Genomic DNA, 18,202 nt, shown 5'->3' with positions numbered 1-18,202 from the left:
ATTCGATTCCAGGTAGGCATTTCCACCGACCATGAGGACATGATGGACGACTCTGATCACGGCGCGCGAAGGTTCGATATCGAATTCCGTGCCGTCAACGAGGAACTGCAACGAGTACGCCACGCGCTGCGAAACTGGCTGCGCGACATCATCACCGACGAGCGCCGCGCCTACGACGTGCTGCTCGCCGTCAGCGAAGCCTGCACCAACTCGGTCGAACACGGCCATCGTGGTGACGGCCGTAACCTGCGGCTGCACGCGGTCGCCGACCACGAACAGGTCCGCATCACCGTCATCGACGGTGGCACCTGGCGGGTGCACCAGTCCCCGCCCACGACCGTGCGCGGCCTCGGTCTGCATCTGATGCGCGCACTGGTCCCCGAGGTAGAGGTCCGCACCGACGACAACGGCACCGTGGTGGAATTCGCCGCACCGATCCCTGCCTGAATCCGGTGGCTGGCAGCCACATTCGGGTACATCGCCCACGTGCCACTGCTGAGACGAAGCAGGGCACGCCCGCGTCGGCGCCCGGTCCCGGGATCGGCGGCGAGGAGCCTCAGCCCACAGGTTCACGCTCGCGCAGCCGGTGACGGCCTACCGTCGGCGCGACGAGCACGGGAAGCTCGCACGTCGGTGCGCCGAGGACATCGCGCAGGTAGAGGCAGAATGTATCGATCGTGCCGTAGCGGGCCAAGATCTGACCCACCAGCGCCCGTACCCCGGCATCGAGCACCGGTTCGTTCATCACCGACCTCCTGAGACTGCCCCGCTCGCGATCGCGTCCGGGGAAAGTGAGAAGAACAGATCGAGCACGTGATGCCCAGCCGACGCGTGCGCAAACCCCTAGCATCTCGGTTTGTCGTACTGATATCTCAACCAGACCGCCACATTGATTGCCAATTGTTTGCCTAATAGGGTCGGTGGCCGTAGAAATTGGTGCTGCAATGGGCGTGGCAATGGTTCACCGTCGATCGAACTCAGGTGCACGGGCTGGATATCGATCTGGTTACCCCACTGCGAGCAACTGGCCTTCGACGGTATTCTGCGTGAATTCCAGTTTGTAAAGCCACTTTTCGGGGTCCGACTCACCACTGAGACAGGGGCGTGCCGATGAATGTGTCAACTCGAGCAAGGACACGCGGGGAGTACGCCGCACGAAATGCGATCGACGAAAGGTCGCGTTCCGATACACACCGAGCAATAACCGCTGGATTGCTAGCTCTCGTTCCCGTGGGGTTTGCATTCGGTCCGGTGGCCGCAATGGTCATGATCGGCGGACACGCGGGAATGTCGAGTCTGGACGCGGCGCTGGTCGCCGGCGCGGTGACGGTTTCACTCGTGCTGGGCGTGATGTCGGCCGGACTCTTCGCTTCGGCACGTCACCGGAGTCGGGGCAGGAGGGCCTGACAGGAGCGCGGCCGCTGGGTGACACCACTGTCAACCCGGCGGGTACGCGCTCCCGTGCATTTCCCGTAACTGAGCACTCCCCCGCGGTCCGGTGCCCACAATCGAGAGCAGTGCTCTTGACAATGCTCGCCCAAACGGAGAGCATTGCTCTTGTTACGGAACATCGATCACACGGAGCTAGTCATGACCCTGTTTTACACCGGACCGTCCACCGCCGACCTGCACGAGAACTACGCCAAGCAGGGCCTGCTGGACGACAACGCCCCGGTGCGCTCGTCCTCTACCGTCGTGATCGATGCCCCGGTCAGCATCGTGTGGCAACTGCTCACCGATATGCGGAATTGGCCCGAGTGGCGTTCCGACGCCCGCGTTCTCGAGCTCGGCGAGCTGCGGGTGGACGCACCCTTCCGCTGGAAACTGCATGGCAGCACCATCAAGGCCGTCTTCGCCACCGTTGTCCCCGAACGCGAACTGGCCTGGACCGGAGTCTCCATGGGCTGCATGAAGGCAGTCGACCGCATGCGGCTCAGCCCACTGGGCGAGCACCGCACCGAGGTCACCATGGAAGAGTCACTCGCCGGTCCGCTGCTCACCCTCTTCTTCAGCTCCGAGAAACTGCGCGCCGGGCACGACGCCATGCTGCAGATGCTCAAGACCGCTGCCGAATCCTCGGTGCGTGTCTAGTCCCGCCTCGATCACCGAGGGCTTCCCAGATGTAGTCAGCCACGGCCGCGACACCTACGACCTGCCCACCGACCCCGATCCTCCCCGCGCAGCCGATATCGGCCGGGTACATCGGCTGGCCCGCACGAAACGTCCGGCGTGGCTATGTCTTCGAGGGAATCGCGAACCCGATATGTGCGCGGCAAAGTCATGGAAATGACCACGACTGAAACCGAGACCGTGCACTACACCATGATCGAGCCGACTCCGGACGGTGGTTCGAGGTTCACAGAAGGCCAGCTCCCGCTGTCGGTGCGCCCCGTGGCGGACGGGGTGGATCACATGGCAACCGGCGAATTAGCCACTGCGGGAGTGCTGTTCGTGCGCAGTGGTGGATTCGACAGCACACCTCATCCGGCCCCGGCGCAGCAATGGGTGGTGATGATTCGCGGCACGATCGAGGTGACGGTCACCTCGGGCCACAAGCGCGTATTCGGTCCAGGGGATCTGTTGCTGGCCGCTGATGTCGAGGGGCGCGGGCACAGCACGGTCACAGTCGGCAGCCCACCGTTCGAAGCGCTGTTCATCCCAGCGGATGCATGAACCAGGGCGAACACTCGCATTCGACAGTAGCGAACGTTCATGCGCCGCAGTCGATCTCACCGCCGATGGCTGGCGCTCGCCACTTCTGTCAGCGCAGTATGCGGCGGTAGAAGATATTCAGCGCGACATGGAAGCGCAATCTCAATTGCTCATCGCTGCAGCTAGTTCGGCGCACAGGCCAGAGAGTTCGGAGGAACGCATCCGGGGCACGCCGGGAGAATCGGCGTCGTGCCACGCCACATCTCGTGCCGTTCCAACAGGCCGGGTGAAGATGTGTTGGTGGAGATGGACCCCGGCAACGCTCAGTCCCGCGACGAAGGTGAACACATGGGCGGGTTCGAGAACCTGCCGCAGGGCGCTGATCGACGAGCGGACAGTGCGCGCGAAGGCAACGGTCTCGGCGTCGTCGAGTTGATTGAGTGTCGCAACGTGGCGTCGAGGCTCGACGAACAGGTATCCCGGCCGGACCCAGTCTTCTTGTGCTGGACGATGAGTCACCACCACAAGCTCGTCCGCACTGACCACCGGACTCACCAGTGGCCCGGCCCCGTTGTGCTTGTCGCAGATCACGCACCCCCGCATACAGCTGACGATATAGCTGCGCTGGCTGCAATGCCCAGCCGCAGAACAATCTTCGACGAGGTTTGAGCACACGGACGTCCCCGCCCAAACCGAAGCCGTTCTGGTCCAGGCCGACTCCGTACTCGTGCCACGAGCGTTGAGTTATGCACTGTGCCAGACGATCCGAGCAGCCATGGACGATGCCGCGTACTGAGACCTCATGCCTTGGCGGTCGGACTGCCTGGCAGCCAAGTTCGATCAGCGCGGCGTGCGGCATGATCGGATGATCGAGTGATTCCAGCCTATCCATGCCCCGCGTGTGGCCACCTCGTCTTCGACCAGCCGCCAGGCTCTCACTTGATCTGCCCTGTGTGCTTCTGGGAAGACGACGCCGTACAGCTGCGGTGGCCGACGCTTACGACGGGAGCGAACAAAGTCTCGTTGGCGGAGGCTCAGCGCAATGTCATCGCGTTCGGGGCCTGCGACGAGCGCGCACGTGAGTTTGCCCGTCCTGCGACGGTTGAGGAACCCGTGGATCCCACTTGGCGACCGATCGCGCCGACGGACGACTTCGAGCACTTCGCGACTGCGAATTCTGTTGTGTGGCCGAAGGATCGCACCGTGCTGTACTGGTGGACACCGACATTCTGGCGAGCCCGAGGGATCACGACACGAGGTAACAGCGTCCCGAATCTGTCAGGTAACCGGCATTTCAGTGAGCCGCGATGGTTGTCCGTCGGTGCCGGTAGGTTATCGGGCGGTGAGGACGGGAGTGGTTGTGGTCGAGAATGATTGGGCTGCTCTGGCGCGGGACATCGCGTGGGTCTTGTACCCGGATTGGGACGATGACGGGCGGATGATCTCGCCCAGAGATGGCGACAGCGTCCAGTTGCGCGATACGCGGACCGGTCAGCGAGTGCTGTTCCGGGCTGAGGACAAGGGCATCACGGTCAGCGTGACGGTACCGAACGATCCGGCGGAGGCTGGTCGACTTCGGTCGGTGCTCGAGTCGCAGCGGACGACGTCATTTTCGATGGTCCGTGACTATGAGTTGGGCCGGATGGTGCCCAATGATCAACCAATGTGGATGCCTGTCGAGCTACGCAGTGGTGGTGACGAAGCCACGGACTGCGGGCAGCGCATCGAGGAGTGTGCGCGCGAGTGGTCGACCGGCTGGCGTCACAACGCCGGATATCGGGACGAGGTGGCGAACGCGATCGTCGCGGTTCTTCGGGACGGATTGCGCACCACACCAGAAGATTTGGGTCTAAGCGCGTACAGCAGCTGCGGGCCGGAACCGTCCCCCCGCGTCGGAACGGTCGGGTCGGATCGGCCCACCTCGCGTGGTCTGCCGCCACTCTGCTCCGAGTGGGACGAATTCGCCGCGCGCCTCGAGTGGGTTTTGACCACCTTGCCCCAGCTGGGCTACCTGGATCTCTCGATCCCCGGACGATCGTTGTCCATCCAGCTCAGCAAAGAGCTGGACGGCATGATCCGCGGGGTGTGCACAACCGGCGCCGACACGAATGCCACAGAACCGCAAGAGCGAATGACTGGCTTGGGATGGCGCTGGGGCGCCCCATTCGGATGCGAAGGCATCGTCGAGAACTGGATCACCCCGCCAGTTGGGACTGGGACAACGAGCCCGACACTTGAACGGCTGGTTGAGCTTGCGATCACGACGCTGCGTACCGTCGGCGAAGTCGAGGAACCGAGCGAGCTCGCATACGATGCGTTTTCGAACCTGGCCGGAGTCGACGAAATGCCATACGTGGCGGCCGAACTTGGTGTGCCCAAGTCTGATTCGATGACATCCGAGAATCCGACAGGGATGTAGAGATGTAGAAGTCTCTGCACGCCAGCTTCGATCACTACCTCTCGATAGTCGCTCGTAGCCCAACACGTACGACATTCGGTGCGGGCGCAGGCGGTCATCGCGCGTACGCCTCTGCATTTCGGTCCGGCGCGAAATTCGGGTGCCGATGAGATGAACCGGGTGTTACCGTCGCCCGGTTCACCCGATCGACCGAGGAGGTCATCATGTACCGCGACGAGTTCCAGGCTTCGTTTTGAACGAACCAGCAAGCGCCGCAAGGGGTTCCCTTTAGCGAGTCCAACGTCAAGCGAGGCGCCCGTGTGGTGGGCGACGACACCGAGCTCATCGAAAAGCTCGGAGGCAAGGACCCCTGCCCTTGTGGCTCCGGCCACCGGTTTCCGCCGGTGCTGCCGTCCCACGGGTCGCTACGACGACACAATGGGCCACTACTACGTCCGTGACTGACTGTGCGGACCGTGCTCCACGCGAACGGCCCCGGTCCCGGATTCGCTGCTCTCGGCGATCACCCGGGCACCGGGATTGCGCGAGCACCACACGACGTCTGCGGATTTCGATTCATACAGCGGTAGTTGCCCCTCAGACCCGGCCGCGGGCGAGGTCGATCAACCGCCCGAGCACGTGATCCCCCGACGCGCGCAGGCCGTTGTGCTCGTACTCGTTGGTGATCCACGGCCGCAGCGTCGGGATCAACCGGGCGGTCTCCTCGGAAAACCTCCGCTCGACGTACATGTCGTCGGCGTAGATCGCGGCCGCGGCGGGGACCGTGCACTCGCGCAGCACGTCGGCGTCATACAGCTGCGGCCACTGGTGTGCGGCGAGGAGCTCGGCGGTCTGCTTCATCGGCCGGAGACCGTGGAAATCGTCGAAGAGCCAGGGGAATACATGTTCTCCGGTGAACAGCGTCCGGTCGGTGCGGAACTCGTCCGGCAGCACGCGCTCGGCAGACCAGCGGGTGGCGAATCCGTCGGAGTAGGAGGACTCATGGATCACCGAATACAGGGGATTGCGTGCGGTGAACGGCAGCGAGTTGGCGACGTCGTGCGCGAAGGCAGGGGACTTCGGGTCACGTTCGAGTAGGTAGTGCAGCGTCTGCTCGCCGCCGCTGGCACCGAGCAGATATCCGAGCTGCTGGAACAGCCGCGCGGTGAGCGGACTGCCGTCGGGCAGCACGACGACCCCGTCGTCGAGCATCGGTAGCAGCGCTTCCACCCGGCCGCGGTCGCCCGGATAGCGGCGATGGTAGCGGCGATTGCGCTCGATCAGGTTGGCGAATGTCGCGGTGTAGACCTCGTCGGGATGTCGCGCGATCGGCGGTAGCCCGCCGGTGAAGAATGCCTCGGCCAGGCTTTCGGGAGCGTGGGAAAGGTATGCGAGCGTGCAGAATCCGCCGAACGACTGCCCCAGCACGCTCCACTTCTCGACACCCAACTGCCGCCGCACGAACTCCGCGTCCCGGACGATCGCGTCAGCGCGGAAGTGGGTGAGGTATTCGGCCTGCTCTGCCGGAGTGCCGGACAACGTGCCGACCGGCGTGGACCGTCCGGTCCCGCGCTGATCGAGCATCAGCACCCGGTACTCCCGCAATGCCCGCGCCAGCCAACTCGGCGTCCCGAGCGACGGCCTCGGCGCCTCATGCCCCGGCCCGCCTTGAAGATAGACGAGAAACGGCCGGTCGAGCCCATCCGGATCGGCGACCTCCCGTGCGAAGACGGTGATCTTCGGTCCGTCAGCGCGGGAATGGTCGAGGGGGACGGCGAACTCGTGCTCGGTGAGCGCCAGGCCGGGGATGCACACACTGGTTGCCATACGCGCGATCCAACCAGAACGGACGCCGGGGCGGCCATCAGAATCGGCCCCTGGAATCCACCGCATTCCGCCACGTTTCGACCGATCGGACCGTTGTACTCGGCACTAGGACGGCCTCGCTGCAGATGGGGTGCCCTTGCCTTGGCGTGAAAGCGCGCCCCGCTGGTGGGATATCTTGACGCGATGCCGTACTTGCAGCGTGAGGGCCAGGTTTTCATCCTCCAGTTGGGCAACCGGGGGGACCGCGATACCGAGAACCGGTTTCATCCGGATTGGGTTGGCGAAATGGACGCTCTGCTCGATGAGGTCGCTGCGATCTCCGGCCCCTGCGGGCTCGTCACGATCGGTGACGGGAAGTTCTACTCCACCGGCTTCGATGTGGAGTGGGCTGCGCGAAACCCCGAGCGGATCAACGAGAATGTTGCCGACCTGCTGCGGTTGTTCGCCAGAATTCTCACCCTGCCGATACCGACTGTCGCCGCGATCAACGGTCATGCCTATGGTGCCGGGGCCTTTCTCGCTGTCGCACATGATCACCGGATCATGCGCCGCGATCGTGGCTATGTGTGTTTTCCCGGCGTCACGCTCGGCGTCAACTACGCTCCCGGGATGGTGGAGCTGGCACAGTCGCAGTTGCCGCTACCCGTGGCCCGTCGTGCTCTTCTCACGGGGCACCGCTACGGCGGGACCGAAGCGATGACGACGGGCTTGGTCGACTCGGTCGCTGACGAGCACGACCTCCTGATATCCGCTGTGGAGTACGCGCAGCGCCTGGCCTCGACCAGCGGGCCCGCCCTCGGCCACGTCAAGTCGTCGCTCTATCGCAATGCCACCGCGGCCCTGCTCGGATCTGTCGCGGAATACAACCACGATTCCGCTGCGGGCTGAGGGGCAGCGCATATCGCACCGAAATCGGCAGATCAGCGCGTTCGACGGCGCGTGCCCAGCGGCTATCGCAGGACGTGTCCCACGGGGTTTCACTCGTCGTCGGGAGGTCATGGTTGCGCGTCGCGTGAGAGCTGGTCGCCAGCGGGAAGGTAGATCGGCTCCGGGCGGATTCCGGTCACGTAGTCGCGGAATGCTCGCAGATACTCGCCTAGTTCCCGCTCGTCGGCGAACCTGATTCCGGTCGGGTCGAACCATTCTTGCGGTGTCGGGCGTCGCACGATCATGTAGTCCAGGGCTTCGCGCACCAGCACCCCGTAGGTCGGATCCCTGACGCACGTATCACGCACCTCCGGGGCGTAATACCGCATTTTGCCGTCGCGGTGAACGTCCATCAGCGGCCACAACAGGGCATCGAAATGCGGGATTTCGTCCCACCACATGGAGCGCAGGGGCTCTTCGGTCCGCGTTCGGCGGCGTGATTGCGGAAACTGGTGTCGGGTAGTCGCCGGATACGCCCCTGTTGTCGATGGCGCGGATCGGTCCGGTTTTGAGGTTCACCGGCGGGTACCACACGCCGCGCCACACCGGGACTCCGAGATGGCGAGGATTCAGCGGCAGCGGCGTGGCCAGTGAGATGTCGACCGTGATTCGACGCACGGGTGGCAACGGTCCGTCGGTCACCAGGTCTGCCGCCATCGACAAACAGTCCCGCACGTCGAATCCGGTCACACCGATAGCTCGTCCGAACCATGGGGCAGGGCAGTCCCGCACGTCGAATTCGATCCAGAACCGTCGCACCGTCGACATATGCGCGCGCTCCTCCTCGATCTACCGCCGAGTGCGCAGCCGAGGGTGGACGGCGTCGTGCCCGTGTCGCGGTCTACCTCGACAAACGCCGGGATATCACCCGCACGATACCAACGTTCGTTCGGCAACCACCACTTGATAATCGGCAGTTGCGCGCATTGGAAGCTGCTGGCGGCCAACTAATTTGGACGGCCAACCAACGCGCGGGTCGCGGCAGTGGAGGATGTTCAGCGTGACGGGCAGTGTGCCGCCTCAGTTGCTCATCACCGCTGCCAGGTCGGCGCACAGGCCAACCAGTTCGGAGGCCAGGATGTGGGGTGCACCCGGAGAATCGGCGTTGTGCCATGCCACCTCTGGTGCCGTTCCGACGGGCCGGGTGAAGACGTGTTGGTGGAGGTGGACCCCGGCAACGCTCAATCCCGCGACGAAGGTGAAGACATGGGCGGGTTCGAGAACCTGCCGTAGGGCTCTGATCGACAAGCGGACAGCGCGGGTGGAACCTCGGTCGCGAGGTGCTGGCCGATCAGCGCCCCGACCTCCGGCCGACGCGGTCGGCGCACTGTTGGCGGAGGCGAGCGGCGGTGGCGTTGTCGAGGGTGCGGGCGGCCGGGGAGGCGAGTAGGTGGGTGAGGCGGCGGTGGAACTGGTCAGGAGTGAGGCCGAAGCGGAGGAAGGCTGCTTCGTCGTTGCCGCCGTAGGGGGCCCATTCGGCGGCGAATTCCAGCATGTCGATCTCGAACGGGCTCATCGGGTTTCAGATTCCTGCGGTGTCGGCGATCTCGCCGGCCTTGGCGATCAGAGCGTCGATGTGGGCGAGAGTGGGTGTGCCCGCAGTGGATTCGTTGCGCGGTGCGGCGAGGGTGCGGCGACGAACGCCTTCGGCGATGATGGCCAGCTTCCACAGGCCGAGGGTGTGCCAGTAGCGCAGTGTGGCCGGGTCGCGGCCGGTTTCGTCGAGGTAGAGCTGGGCCATCTCCGCCCGGCTCGGAAAGCCCTCCAGCGTGGAGGCTTCGAAGACTCCGGAGGATGGCTCGCCTGGTTCGGGCCAGTAGGTGAGCAGGCTGCCCATATCGGCCAGGGGATCGCCGAGGGTGGACAGTTCCCAGTCCAGGACGGAGATCACCTGTCCGCTGGTGGGCGAGGTGATCAGGTTGCGCAGGTGGAAGTCGCCGTGCACCAGGCTGATTTCGTGCTGGACGGGGATCGAGGCGGCCAGCCGTCCGGTGAGTGCGTCCAGTGCCGGTGACTCGCGGGTTTTGGACCGTTCCCATTGCCCGGACCAGCGTTTGAGCTGACGCTGGGCATAGGGCCCAGGACCGGCCAGGTCCGCGAGGCCGGTGGCGGGCAGGTCGACGGTGTGGATCTTCGCGAGCGTGCCGGGCATCGAGGTGGCGATTCGGCGACGATGCTCCGGAATGAGCGAATCCGCGATCGGCATCGTGTCGACGATGACCCCGCCCACGAACTCCATCAACACGACCGGCCCGTCGGCGATCTCCGAATCGGTTGCGACGCCCAGGATTCGGGGAACAGGGACGTCGGTCTCGGCCAGCGCCGCCATGATGCGGGCCTCACGCACCACGTCGTGGGCGGAATCCAGCAGGTGTCCGAGTGGTGGCCGGCGCAGCACCCAGGCCCGGCCTTCGCCGTCGGCGACCCGGTAGGTCAGGTTCGAATAGCCGTGGCCGATCCGGCACAGGCGCAGCGGCAATGCGAAGTCGATGCCCATGGAGGTCAGCCAACGCGCTAGCGCGTCGATATCGATGGCAACAGCGGTGGAGTCACACATGGGCCGACACCTCCGCCCGGAACAGTCCGGCATCGCCGAGGCGCTGCCCGCCGTCGATCACGAATGTCTCACCCGTGACCCAGCTCGCGGCATCCGACGCCAGGAACGCGACCGCGGAGCCGATATCGCCGGGCTCGCCGATCCTGCCCAGTGCGGTGCTCGAATTCAATTGGGCCTCATGGTGTTTCCATAAGGCTTCGGCCAGCTTTGTGCGGACAACGCCCGGCGCGAGCGAATTGACCCGCACTCGCGGCGACAGTTCCAGCGCCAGTTGTTTGGTGAGGTGGATCAGTGCCGCCTTGGATGCGTTGTAGAGGCCCAGGTTCGGTTCGAAGCCCAGCCCGCCGATCGAGGCCATATTGATCACGACACCACCGTGCTCACCCATCCAGGCCCGCGTCGCCAGCCCCGTCCACAGGACCGGTGCCCACAGGTTCACCTCGAAGGTCTTGGCGAACCGCGCGTAATCCTGGTCGAGCACCGGCCCGTAGGACGGGTTGGTTCCGGCATTGTTGACCAGAATGTCGATGCGGCCGAACCATTCCAGCGCCAATTCCGTGCAGTGCCGAGCACCCGGTTCGTCGGCGGCGTGCGCGGCGACGCCGAGCGTGGTGCCGCCGATTTCGGCGGCGGCGGCGTCCGCGGACTGCTGGCTGCGCGAGGTCACGATGACGTTTCCGCCCGCCGCCGCAATGGCTTTCGCCGCGGCCAGGCCGATGCCGCGCGAGCCGCCGGTGACGATGGCGGTGCGGCCGGTGAGATCGAGTCGAGTCATGGAGCGAGTTCCTTCGTAGGTGTCGGGACGGCTAGCGCAGCGGTTCGCCCCAGCGCACCTGTCCGCGCAGCTGGTTCTTGAGGAGTTTGCCTCCGGCGTTGCGCGGCAGCTGTTCGGCGTGAACGGTGGCGAACTGAGGAATCTTGAAGTCGGCCAGGTACTTTCGGCAATGTTCGAGGACGGCGTCGATATCGACGGCGTCCGCCCCGCCGAACAGGACTGCGCCGACCTTCTCCCCCATCACCGCGTCGGGCACCGCGAGCACCGCGGCATCCGCGACCCCGGGAGCCGACAGCAGCACGGCCTCGACCTCTACGCTCGAGACGTTCTCCCCGCCGCGGTTGATGATGTCCTTGATCCGGTCGACGATGTGCACTCGTCCGGCCTCGTCGACGCGCACGATATCGCCGGTGTGTAGCCAGCCCTCGATGAGCGCGGCCGCCGTGGCCTCGGGCTTGTTCCAATATCCGGAGGTGACATTCGCACCGCGGACCACCAGCTCACCGAGGGCCGGGTTGTCATCGAGCGGGACGATCCCGAGGTCCACCGATGGCACGGCGTAGCCGACGGAATCCGCGTGCGCGCCCGCGTCCGGGTCGGGCAGGGCGGTGATCAGCGCCGCCGTCTCGGTCATGCCGTAACCGTTCATCAGATATGCCTGCGGGAACACGGCTTTCAGTGCTCGCACCAGTGCGGGCGCGATCGGCGCACCGCCGTATGCGACGGTGCGGACCGCGGACAGATCGGCGTCGCCGAACCGCGGATGCCGAAGCAGCAGCGAATAGACGGCGGGCACGGTGATCAGGAAGGAGATCCGTTCCGTCACCAGCACATCGATCAGCGTCGACAGGTCCAGCACCGGCAGTATCACGGCTGTGCCGCCCGCGTAGGCGGCCAGCACCAACTGTGAATTACAGGCTGTGACATGGAACAGCGGGACCGAGATGAGGGTGCGCAGTGCGGCCCCCTCATCTCGGGGGATCCCGGAGCAACGGACCATGTTCTCGGCGTTGGTAATGAACGCCTCGTGCGTGGTCGGAACCCCCTTCGGGTGCCCGGTCGTGCCGGAGGTGTAGAACAGTGCCGCGATCTCGCCGCCGCTCCGAGCGGGTGCGAGGTACGCGATGCCGTCCGGCAGTGCGGAATCGGCGGCCAGATCGACGGTGACGTCGGCGTCCTCGAGGACATACCGGACCTCCGGCTCGGTCGAGCGCGTATTGACCGGCACCGCGATGCCGCCGGCCAGCACCGTTCCCCAGAACGCGAGCACCCATTTCACGCCCGCCGGATACCGGATGGCCACTCGATCCCCGTACCGCATCCCGTTCTCGTACAGACCACCGGCTACTCGGGCCGCGCGATCCCACAGTTGTGCGTAGGTCAGACGCTCACCACCGACTTCGACGATCGCCTCGGTATCGGGGTGGGATTCGACGTGCGCGCGCAGCACTTGCGCCAGTGTCGCGGGCAGACCGGTATAGCGGGCGACATCGTGCGCGTCACGGACCACCGCGGAGTGGTCGAAGGGATTGCGCGCGAGGGGGATACGAACAATCGCCGGGGTCATTCGGTGACCTCCGGGAGTCGGGGAGGGTTCATGGTGACGGTCCTTCTGCTCGGTATGCGATGTCCAGTCGGCCGGTCGGGCTATCGTCTAGCAATGTCCGGAATCGCACGGTTCAGGGTGGCTTTGATCGCAGGCGTGATCGTCGGTGTGGTCGCGGGCGCGCTATCGGGACGCTGGCCCTTCGGCCTACTGATCCTGATCATCACGGCCGCGGTGGTCTATGTCGTATGGACGCTGCGGGTGCTGCTGCCGAAGGACGCCGCCGAGACTCGTGACCATGCACGTGATGCCGACGTCGATGACAGCGTGGGTGATCTCGCCTTGCTGCTCATCCTCGGCGGAAGCCTCACCAGCATCGGGATTCTGCTGGTTTCCGCCACGGATTCGAACAGGGCGCTGTACGCGGGACTGGCGATCACAGCGGTGCTCGCGGTGTGGGCGATGCTGCACACCATGTACACCGCGCGGTACGCCAGGATCTACTATCAGGAGCCGCACGGGGGTATCGACTTCAATACGCCGAATCCCCCGTGCTATATCGACTTCTGCTACTTCGCTTTCAATCTCGGTATGACATACCAGGTTTCGGACACCGACGTATCGGAGACCTCCATTCGGTCCGAGGTGCTCAAGCATTGCCTCTTCAGCTACATCTACGGCACGGTGATCATCGCGTGCAGTATCAATCTCGTTCTCGGGCTGGTCGGCTGACTGTCCTCAGCCACGCAGTGCCGAAGCGAAAATTCCTGGGAGAGAAGAGAAGCCAGGCTTGTGCGCGAAGCCGGTCAGGCGGCGCAGCGTCGTGGTACCTGTACGGTTCGTGACGAACCACGGCGGTTTCGGGGAGAGCGCGAATTCGCCGTGCAGCACCGAACGCGGAGCTGGACGGAATGGACCGCGAACCACCGTTCGCTCGGTGTCCGCGATCAGCAACCCGTTGTGCACCACACCGATTCCGCTCTGAATGTCGGCCAGGACATGACCCGGGAACGCACCCCAGGTGGCACGGGCAGTGAGGTATCCCAGTCCGGTCCAGGCATTGATCGCGACGGTGCCGTAGCCGAGCGCGGCCACCGCCTTGTCGAACCGGTCGCCCAGCTCGCGGATCGTCGCGGGATGAGCGATGAGGTTGACGCCCAGCGTGCCCTCGATCTCCTCGTTGCAGACCCGGACCGCGTGATCGAGGAATTCCTCTGCGGCACCGGGCAATTCGAGCACTCCGAGGACCGGCGCGAAGTACTCGGTGTGCAACAGGGGTTCACCACGATCAGGCGTTATGCCCTCGATGAGCACTCGCGCACCGATCCGCTGCGCTTGCGGATACGCCGCGCACGCATCTGCCAGCCGATTCCCCGACCCCGGATAGTAGGCGGGCCGCTGCGGCGCACGTTCGAGCGCCGCCCGCAGCTCACCAAGAAATCGGTGCTTCTGCGGCCAGTCCGCGGGGATCACCGCGACCTGCGCGGCGACGCAGTTGTAGCCGTTGTTGTGCAGCCGCTGCGTGGCCAGATGCTCGGCCTGGTAGCGCAGATCGGCGTCCGACCAGCGGCCCGGCGCCACGATCGTGGGTGAGACGCCACCTAATTCGCTGGTGATGGGCTTGTCGAGCACAGGGGTGCCCGCCGCCTGGTTGCGCGCGCCCTCGGCGCCGGTCCCGAACACGATCGCGTCGTGGGTAACCGCGCTGCCGGTCATATGCACCGCGCTCACGCCCGGATGGTGCACCAGCGCCGACCCCACCTCCGGCCCGCCGGTGACCAGCCGCAGGAATCCGCGTTCGATGAGCGGCGCGAAGATCTTCTCGAAGACCGGGAGCAGCGGATCGGTGAGCGGGTTGAGTTTCAGCACCACCACCCGGTTGTAGGCGTAGAGCTGATACAGCACGTCCAGCGGGGCGATGGAGAAGATATTGCCCGCACCCAGCACCACGCCGACACCGCCGGTGGCGGTCGGTGTGCGCTGCCCCAGACCGGCACGTGCCCTCAGGGTGTCGGCGTCCACGCCGGGCCGCGACCAGACCTCCGCGTGAAACCCGTTGAGCAGCAGGGTATCGAACAGGCCGTGTGGGAACACCGCGACGGCGGTCCGATTGCCGGGTGCGGCGTGCACGGGGTAGCCGTCGATCGGGCTGCGGCCCTGCTCGAGTGCGAGTAGTGATTCCGCGAGCGCGGTGGTGGCGGTGAGCAGTGAATAGGGTCCGCTGACCCATTCCTCGCCGAGCAACGACGAGTCCGGGGGCAACTGCTTGATGGCGGCGGCGGTGTCCACCCATTGCTGTGCGAACCTGGCGGTATTGGCGTGGACCTGGTCCAGCAACACTCGCCGGGCAGACAATGCTGTTCGCGCCCATTGGATCTCGCCGTGCTCGAGCGCGGTGACGATCGCGTCGACCGTCGTGGTCAGCGCCGGGTTCATGAGTGGCCTCCTTCGGAGTCGGCGTCCTCGGCGATCATCACGGCGGCTTTTTCGGCGATCATGATGGTGGGCGCGTTGGTATTTCCGCGGACCACCGAGGGCATGACCGAGGCGTCGGCCACCCGTAGCCCGTCCACACCGAGCACCCGCAGCCGCGGGTCCACGACCGCGCCGATGGCACATGTCGAGGTCGGGTGGTAGAGGGTCTGTGCCGTGCGCGCCGCGAAATCGAGCAGCTCTGCATCGGAATCCCCTGCTGGAGTCAGGAATTCACCGGTGGTGAGCTCGGACAGCGCGGGCTGCGTGGCGATGTCGAGCGCCGCGCGCAGGCCGGCGATGATGCTGGCGCGATCGGCCTCGGTGGCGAGGTAGTTGTGGTGGATGCGCGGCGCGGTCGATGGGGATGCGGAGCGCAAGGTGAGCGTGCCGCGGCTTTCCGGGTTGACCAGGCACGGCCCCACGGCGAAGCCGTGCTCGGTGGCGACGCCCATGCCCTCGCCGTGGAAGAGCACCGGCGCCATGTGGAACTGGATATCGGGTCCCGCGAGTCCGGTTCGGGTGGCCGCGAATCCGCCCGCCTCGCCGATATTCGAGGTCAGCGGCCCGCGCCCGGCGGTATGCAGCAGTTCGACGTTCTCCGGAGTGAGCGCGGTCATCAGGGATTCGTGATCGGTGCGGTAGTTGAGAAACACCGAGAGGTGGTCCTGAAGCCCTTGTCCGACAGGAAGATCGCGCACGACCTCGAGCCCGAACGCCGCCGACTGTGCTGCCGGGCCGATGCCCGACAGCAACAACAGCTGCGCCGAACCGTAAGCGCCCGCGCTGAGAACGACCTCTCGGCGTGCGGCGACCACCTCGGTGCCCTCACCGCGGCCGACCAGAATGCCGGTGGCGCGGCCGTTCTCGACAACGACGCGGCGCGCGAGGACATCGGTGAGCACGGTCAGATTGGGGCGTTCCGCCGCCGGATGCAGGTAGGCGACCGCCGCGCTACAGCGCAGACCATTGCGCTGCGTCACCTGATACCGGCCCACGCCCAACTGGGTGGCACCGTTGAAGTCGTCGTTGCGTCGATGGCCCGCCTGCTCGGCGGCGCGCAGAAACGCTTCCGCCAGTGGATGTTCCGAGCGGCTGTCGCTGACCGCGAGCGGCCCGCCCGCCCCGTGATAGATGTCCTTGCCGCGCTCGTTGTCCTCGGCCTTGACGAAGTACGGCAGCACCTCGTCGTAGCTCCAGCCCGCCGCTCCCGCGGCCGCCCAGCCGTCGTAATCAGCGCGGGCGCCACGAATGTAGATCATGGCGTTCATGGAGCTGGATCCGCCCAGGACTCGTCCGCGCGGCAGGTAGGCCCGGCGATTGTGCAGTCCCGCTTCGGGTTCGGAGTCGTAATCCCAATCCAGGGGGCCCTTGAACAGCGACGGGAAGGCGATCGGCAGGTGGATCTCCTCGGCGGTGTCGCGCGGCCCGGCCTCGATCAAGGCGACGCTCACGGCCGGGTCCTCGGACAATCTGCTGGCCAGCACGGATCCCGCGGATCCGGCGCCTACGACGACATAGTCGTACACGATCGGCACCTCTCTTGATTCATCCCTGACACGGGGCGCTATGACCCCGGTCACTGCTGCACTCGATACTGCTGCCGCAGGACGGCGAAAACCATGTGCGAGGGCCTACTAGATACCGCAGATACTGTGCGACGACACATATCGGTCGATTTTGGTAGCACCGAGCGCCCCTCGGCATTAATCTACCCAAACTCGAACTCGATTCGAGTACGACAAATATGGGCCGTCCGCGACCCACGACCCACAGGAGTACGCCCATGGGCACCAAACGAATTGTGTTCATCGGAGCGGCGGGAGAGATGTGCCGTCTGGCCATCGAACGATTCGCCGTCGCCGACGGGGATTGGGAACTGGCGCTCTACGACATCCGGCCCGACCTGCTCGAGCAACTGGTTCAGCGGTTGCCGTCCGGACTCGCGACCGCCGCGCGGCTCGACCTCTACGACCGCGAAGGGCTACGCGCCGCCATCGAGGGGGCCGCGCTGGTGGTGCTCGGCGCCGGTCCGTACAACCGCACCGCCGGTCCTGTGATGGAGGCATGTCTGCAGGCCAAGGTGCCCTATCTCGATTTCGACGACGATATCGAGAGCACCCTGCACGCGCTGTCTCTGCACGAAGACGCCCGCGCGGCAGGGATTCCCATGTACATCGGGTGCGGCGCGTCGCCCGGGTTCACCAATGTGCTGGTCGCCGACGCCGCCGCCGAGCTGGACCGGGTCGACAATATCGATGTCTACTGGGTGGTCGGCGATGAGCGCGGAGCCGTCGGCCGCGCGGTGCTCGACCACATGCTGCGCGTCGCCGCCGGCCCCTGCATGACCTGGGAGAATGGCGGACCGGTACTGCACCAGTCCTGGGCGGAGACGCGCTGGACAGAACTCGGGGCCGGGCTGGGGCTGACCATGGTGCACGAGACCGCGCACCCAGAACCGGTAACGCTGCCACGAAAGTACCCGGACGCCAAGAACATTCGATGTTTCGGCGGGCTGGACCCGGCGGGCTACAACGGAATGATCCGAGGGGTCGGCCTCGCGGTGCAAACGGGAAAGATACCAGTGGAGAAGGCGATCGACCATCTGGAAGCGCTGATGCTCAACAAGTCCGGCAGCGTGACGGGCTGGCGGTACGCCCTCTCGGGCCTGCGGAACCTGGTGCGGACCCGCGAGGCGACGCGCGGTGAGGTGCTCGGCTTCCTCGCCAAAGCGGCGGTGGGCCATACCTTTCCACACAGGTCGGCATTGAAGGTCGAGGTGACGGGCCTGCGAAACGGTCTGCCCGCGGTGGTCGAGCGTCGTACTCCGGTCAGCGGACCGGGCACCTATCTGTTCACCGATATGGCCGCCGCGACGGGAACGGCTTGCGCCGCGTTCATGGTGGTGGCCCTCGACGACGAATCCGTGAGCCGCGCGGGTGTTTTCACGCCTGAGGAGTGGGCGGAGCCGGAGCGCTTCTACAAGGCCCTCGAACGTGTCGGTACTCCGCGCGACGAGATTTTCGCGATCTCGCACTAGGGGGGTTT

General features: G+C 65.5%; 19 protein-coding genes. 9 read left to right on the top strand and 10 right to left on the bottom strand.

Annotated elements, in window-relative coordinates; translation table 11 throughout:
- Positions 1-39 precede the first annotated feature (39 nt).
- Positions 40-447 carry an ATP-binding protein gene (locus ACFC0O_RS11955; protein ID WP_375956379.1) on the top strand — a complete coding sequence of 136 codons (408 nt, stop codon included), beginning with the start codon at positions 40-42 and terminating at the stop codon, positions 445-447.
- Positions 448-556: 109 nt separating this feature from the next.
- Here the strand turns inward: ACFC0O_RS11955 and ACFC0O_RS11950 are convergent, their stop codons facing one another.
- Positions 557-745, bottom strand: a complete 189-nt coding sequence (locus ACFC0O_RS11950) for a hypothetical protein (protein WP_364645426.1) — start codon at positions 743-745, stop codon at positions 557-559.
- Between the two features lie 845 nt (positions 746-1,590).
- Here ACFC0O_RS11950 and ACFC0O_RS11945 point away from each other — a divergent pair.
- Together ACFC0O_RS11945 and ACFC0O_RS11940 are read left to right on the top strand one after the other, a co-directional pair.
- The gene (locus ACFC0O_RS11945) at positions 1,591-2,091 is read left to right on the top strand and encodes an SRPBCC domain-containing protein (RefSeq protein WP_375956376.1); all 501 of its coding nucleotides are present in this window, start codon (positions 1,591-1,593) and stop codon (positions 2,089-2,091) included.
- A 195-nt stretch (positions 2,092-2,286) separates the two neighbouring features.
- Entirely contained in the window at positions 2,287-2,673 is a 387-nt protein-coding gene (locus ACFC0O_RS11940; protein ID WP_375956374.1) for a hypothetical protein, read from the top strand.
- Between the two features lie 141 nt (positions 2,674-2,814).
- Here ACFC0O_RS11940 and ACFC0O_RS11935 read toward each other — a convergent pair whose 3' ends face one another.
- A complete protein-coding gene (locus ACFC0O_RS11935) occupies positions 2,815-3,243 on the bottom strand; it encodes an HIT family protein (RefSeq protein ID WP_375956371.1) in 429 nt (142 codons plus the stop codon).
- A 282-nt stretch (positions 3,244-3,525) separates the two neighbouring features.
- Between ACFC0O_RS11935 and ACFC0O_RS11930 the strand changes: the two genes are divergently transcribed.
- The 3 genes from ACFC0O_RS11930 to ACFC0O_RS11920 all read left to right on the top strand — a co-directional run bounded on the left by ACFC0O_RS11930 (position 3,526) and on the right by ACFC0O_RS11920 (position 5,511).
- Positions 3,526-4,026 (top strand): CPCC family cysteine-rich protein, encoded by a 501-nt coding sequence (locus tag ACFC0O_RS11930; protein WP_375956368.1) that lies wholly within the window; start codon positions 3,526-3,528, stop codon positions 4,024-4,026.
- Positions 4,013-5,071, top strand: coding sequence for a hypothetical protein (locus ACFC0O_RS11925; protein ID WP_375956364.1), 1,059 nt, complete (start codon positions 4,013-4,015; stop codon positions 5,069-5,071). Before ACFC0O_RS11930 ends, ACFC0O_RS11925 begins: the two co-directional genes overlap by 14 nt.
- Before the next feature lie 299 nt (positions 5,072-5,370).
- Positions 5,371-5,511 (top strand): SEC-C metal-binding domain-containing protein, encoded by a 141-nt coding sequence (locus tag ACFC0O_RS11920; protein ID WP_375956361.1) that lies wholly within the window; start codon positions 5,371-5,373, stop codon positions 5,509-5,511.
- A 136-nt stretch (positions 5,512-5,647) separates the two neighbouring features.
- Here ACFC0O_RS11920 and ACFC0O_RS11915 read toward each other — a convergent pair whose 3' ends face one another.
- Positions 5,648-6,877, bottom strand: a complete 1,230-nt coding sequence (locus ACFC0O_RS11915) for an alpha/beta fold hydrolase (RefSeq protein ID WP_375956358.1) — start codon at positions 6,875-6,877, stop codon at positions 5,648-5,650.
- Positions 6,878-7,060: 183 nt separating this feature from the next.
- Between ACFC0O_RS11915 and ACFC0O_RS11910 the strand changes: the two genes are divergently transcribed.
- Positions 7,061-7,765, top strand: a complete 705-nt coding sequence (locus ACFC0O_RS11910; protein WP_375956355.1) for an enoyl-CoA hydratase-related protein — start codon at positions 7,061-7,063, stop codon at positions 7,763-7,765.
- Between the two features lie 107 nt (positions 7,766-7,872).
- On the opposite strand, the gene ACFC0O_RS11905 is transcribed toward ACFC0O_RS11910, so the two are convergent.
- The 5 genes from ACFC0O_RS11905 to ACFC0O_RS11885 form a co-directional block, all read right to left on the bottom strand.
- Positions 7,873-8,205: a hypothetical protein gene (locus ACFC0O_RS11905; RefSeq protein ID WP_375956352.1), complete on the bottom strand. Its 333-nt coding sequence runs from the start codon at positions 8,203-8,205 to the stop codon at positions 7,873-7,875.
- 890 nt (positions 8,206-9,095) lie between these two features.
- Positions 9,096-9,320: a DUF3263 domain-containing protein gene (locus ACFC0O_RS11900; protein ID WP_375956349.1), complete on the bottom strand. Its 225-nt coding sequence runs from the start codon at positions 9,318-9,320 to the stop codon at positions 9,096-9,098.
- A 6-nt stretch (positions 9,321-9,326) separates the two neighbouring features.
- On the bottom strand, positions 9,327-10,361 hold the full coding sequence (locus ACFC0O_RS11895; protein ID WP_375956346.1) for a phosphotransferase family protein: 1,035 nt from the start codon (positions 10,359-10,361) through the stop codon (positions 9,327-9,329).
- Positions 10,354-11,136, bottom strand: coding sequence for an SDR family oxidoreductase (locus tag ACFC0O_RS11890; protein WP_375956343.1), 783 nt, complete (start codon positions 11,134-11,136; stop codon positions 10,354-10,356). The genes ACFC0O_RS11895 and ACFC0O_RS11890 overlap by 8 nt, the downstream gene beginning before the upstream one ends.
- A 31-nt stretch (positions 11,137-11,167) precedes the next feature.
- Positions 11,168-12,703, bottom strand: coding sequence for a class I adenylate-forming enzyme family protein (locus tag ACFC0O_RS11885; RefSeq protein ID WP_375956340.1), 1,536 nt, complete (start codon positions 12,701-12,703; stop codon positions 11,168-11,170).
- A gap of 93 nt (positions 12,704-12,796) precedes the next feature.
- Between ACFC0O_RS11885 and ACFC0O_RS11880 the strand changes: the two genes are divergently transcribed.
- On the top strand, positions 12,797-13,414 hold the full coding sequence (locus tag ACFC0O_RS11880) for a DUF1345 domain-containing protein (RefSeq protein WP_375956337.1): 618 nt from the start codon (positions 12,797-12,799) through the stop codon (positions 13,412-13,414).
- A 6-nt stretch (positions 13,415-13,420) separates the two neighbouring features.
- On the opposite strand, the gene ACFC0O_RS11875 is transcribed toward ACFC0O_RS11880, so the two are convergent.
- Together ACFC0O_RS11875 and ACFC0O_RS11870 are read right to left on the bottom strand one after the other, a co-directional pair.
- Positions 13,421-15,118, bottom strand: coding sequence for an aldehyde dehydrogenase family protein (locus ACFC0O_RS11875; protein ID WP_375956334.1), 1,698 nt, complete (start codon positions 15,116-15,118; stop codon positions 13,421-13,423).
- On the bottom strand, positions 15,115-16,683 hold the full coding sequence (locus ACFC0O_RS11870) for a GMC family oxidoreductase (protein ID WP_375956331.1): 1,569 nt from the start codon (positions 16,681-16,683) through the stop codon (positions 15,115-15,117). The genes ACFC0O_RS11875 and ACFC0O_RS11870 overlap by 4 nt, the downstream gene beginning before the upstream one ends.
- Positions 16,684-16,940: 257 nt before the next feature.
- On the opposite strand from ACFC0O_RS11870, the gene ACFC0O_RS11865 reads away from it, so the two are divergent.
- Entirely contained in the window at positions 16,941-18,194 is a 1,254-nt protein-coding gene (locus ACFC0O_RS11865; RefSeq protein WP_375956328.1) for a saccharopine dehydrogenase family protein, read from the top strand.
- Positions 18,195-18,202: the final 8 nt, after the last annotated feature.

Source organism: Nocardia sp. NPDC056100, assembly GCF_042266325.1.
Lineage (GTDB): Bacteria > Actinomycetota > Actinomycetes > Mycobacteriales > Mycobacteriaceae > Nocardia.
The sequence above is the reverse complement of the archived record's forward strand: the minus strand, read 5'-3'. Positions and strand labels throughout refer to the sequence as shown.

Excerpts from the sequence above, each read along its gene's own strand:
- ACFC0O_RS11890 (WP_375956343.1), bottom strand. The coding sequence starts at position 11,136 with ATGACTCGACTCGATCTCACCGGCCGCACCGCCATCGTCACCGGCGGC.
- ACFC0O_RS11910 (WP_375956355.1), top strand. The coding sequence starts at position 7,061 with ATGCCGTACTTGCAGCGTGAGGGCCAGGTTTTCATCCTCCAGTTGGGC.
- ACFC0O_RS11895 (WP_375956346.1), bottom strand. The coding sequence starts at position 10,361 with ATGTGTGACTCCACCGCTGTTGCCATCGATATCGACGCGCTAGCGCGT.
- ACFC0O_RS11940 (WP_375956374.1), top strand. The coding sequence starts at position 2,287 with ATGACCACGACTGAAACCGAGACCGTGCACTACACCATGATCGAGCCG.
- ACFC0O_RS11915 (WP_375956358.1), bottom strand. The coding sequence starts at position 6,877 with ATGGCAACCAGTGTGTGCATCCCCGGCCTGGCGCTCACCGAGCACGAG.
- ACFC0O_RS11905 (WP_375956352.1), bottom strand. The coding sequence starts at position 8,205 with ATGTGGTGGGACGAAATCCCGCATTTCGATGCCCTGTTGTGGCCGCTG.
- ACFC0O_RS11900 (WP_375956349.1), bottom strand. The coding sequence starts at position 9,320 with ATGAGCCCGTTCGAGATCGACATGCTGGAATTCGCCGCCGAATGGGCC.
- ACFC0O_RS11885 (WP_375956340.1), bottom strand. The coding sequence starts at position 12,703 with ATGACCCCGGCGATTGTTCGTATCCCCCTCGCGCGCAATCCCTTCGAC.
- ACFC0O_RS11950 (WP_364645426.1), bottom strand. The coding sequence starts at position 745 with ATGAACGAACCGGTGCTCGATGCCGGGGTACGGGCGCTGGTGGGTCAG.
- ACFC0O_RS11880 (WP_375956337.1), top strand. The coding sequence starts at position 12,797 with ATGTCCGGAATCGCACGGTTCAGGGTGGCTTTGATCGCAGGCGTGATC.
- ACFC0O_RS11875 (WP_375956334.1), bottom strand. The coding sequence starts at position 15,118 with ATGAACCCGGCGCTGACCACGACGGTCGACGCGATCGTCACCGCGCTC.
- ACFC0O_RS11865 (WP_375956328.1), top strand. The coding sequence starts at position 16,941 with ATGGGCACCAAACGAATTGTGTTCATCGGAGCGGCGGGAGAGATGTGC.
- ACFC0O_RS11955 (WP_375956379.1), top strand. The coding sequence starts at position 40 with ATGATGGACGACTCTGATCACGGCGCGCGAAGGTTCGATATCGAATTC.
- ACFC0O_RS11945 (WP_375956376.1), top strand. The coding sequence starts at position 1,591 with ATGACCCTGTTTTACACCGGACCGTCCACCGCCGACCTGCACGAGAAC.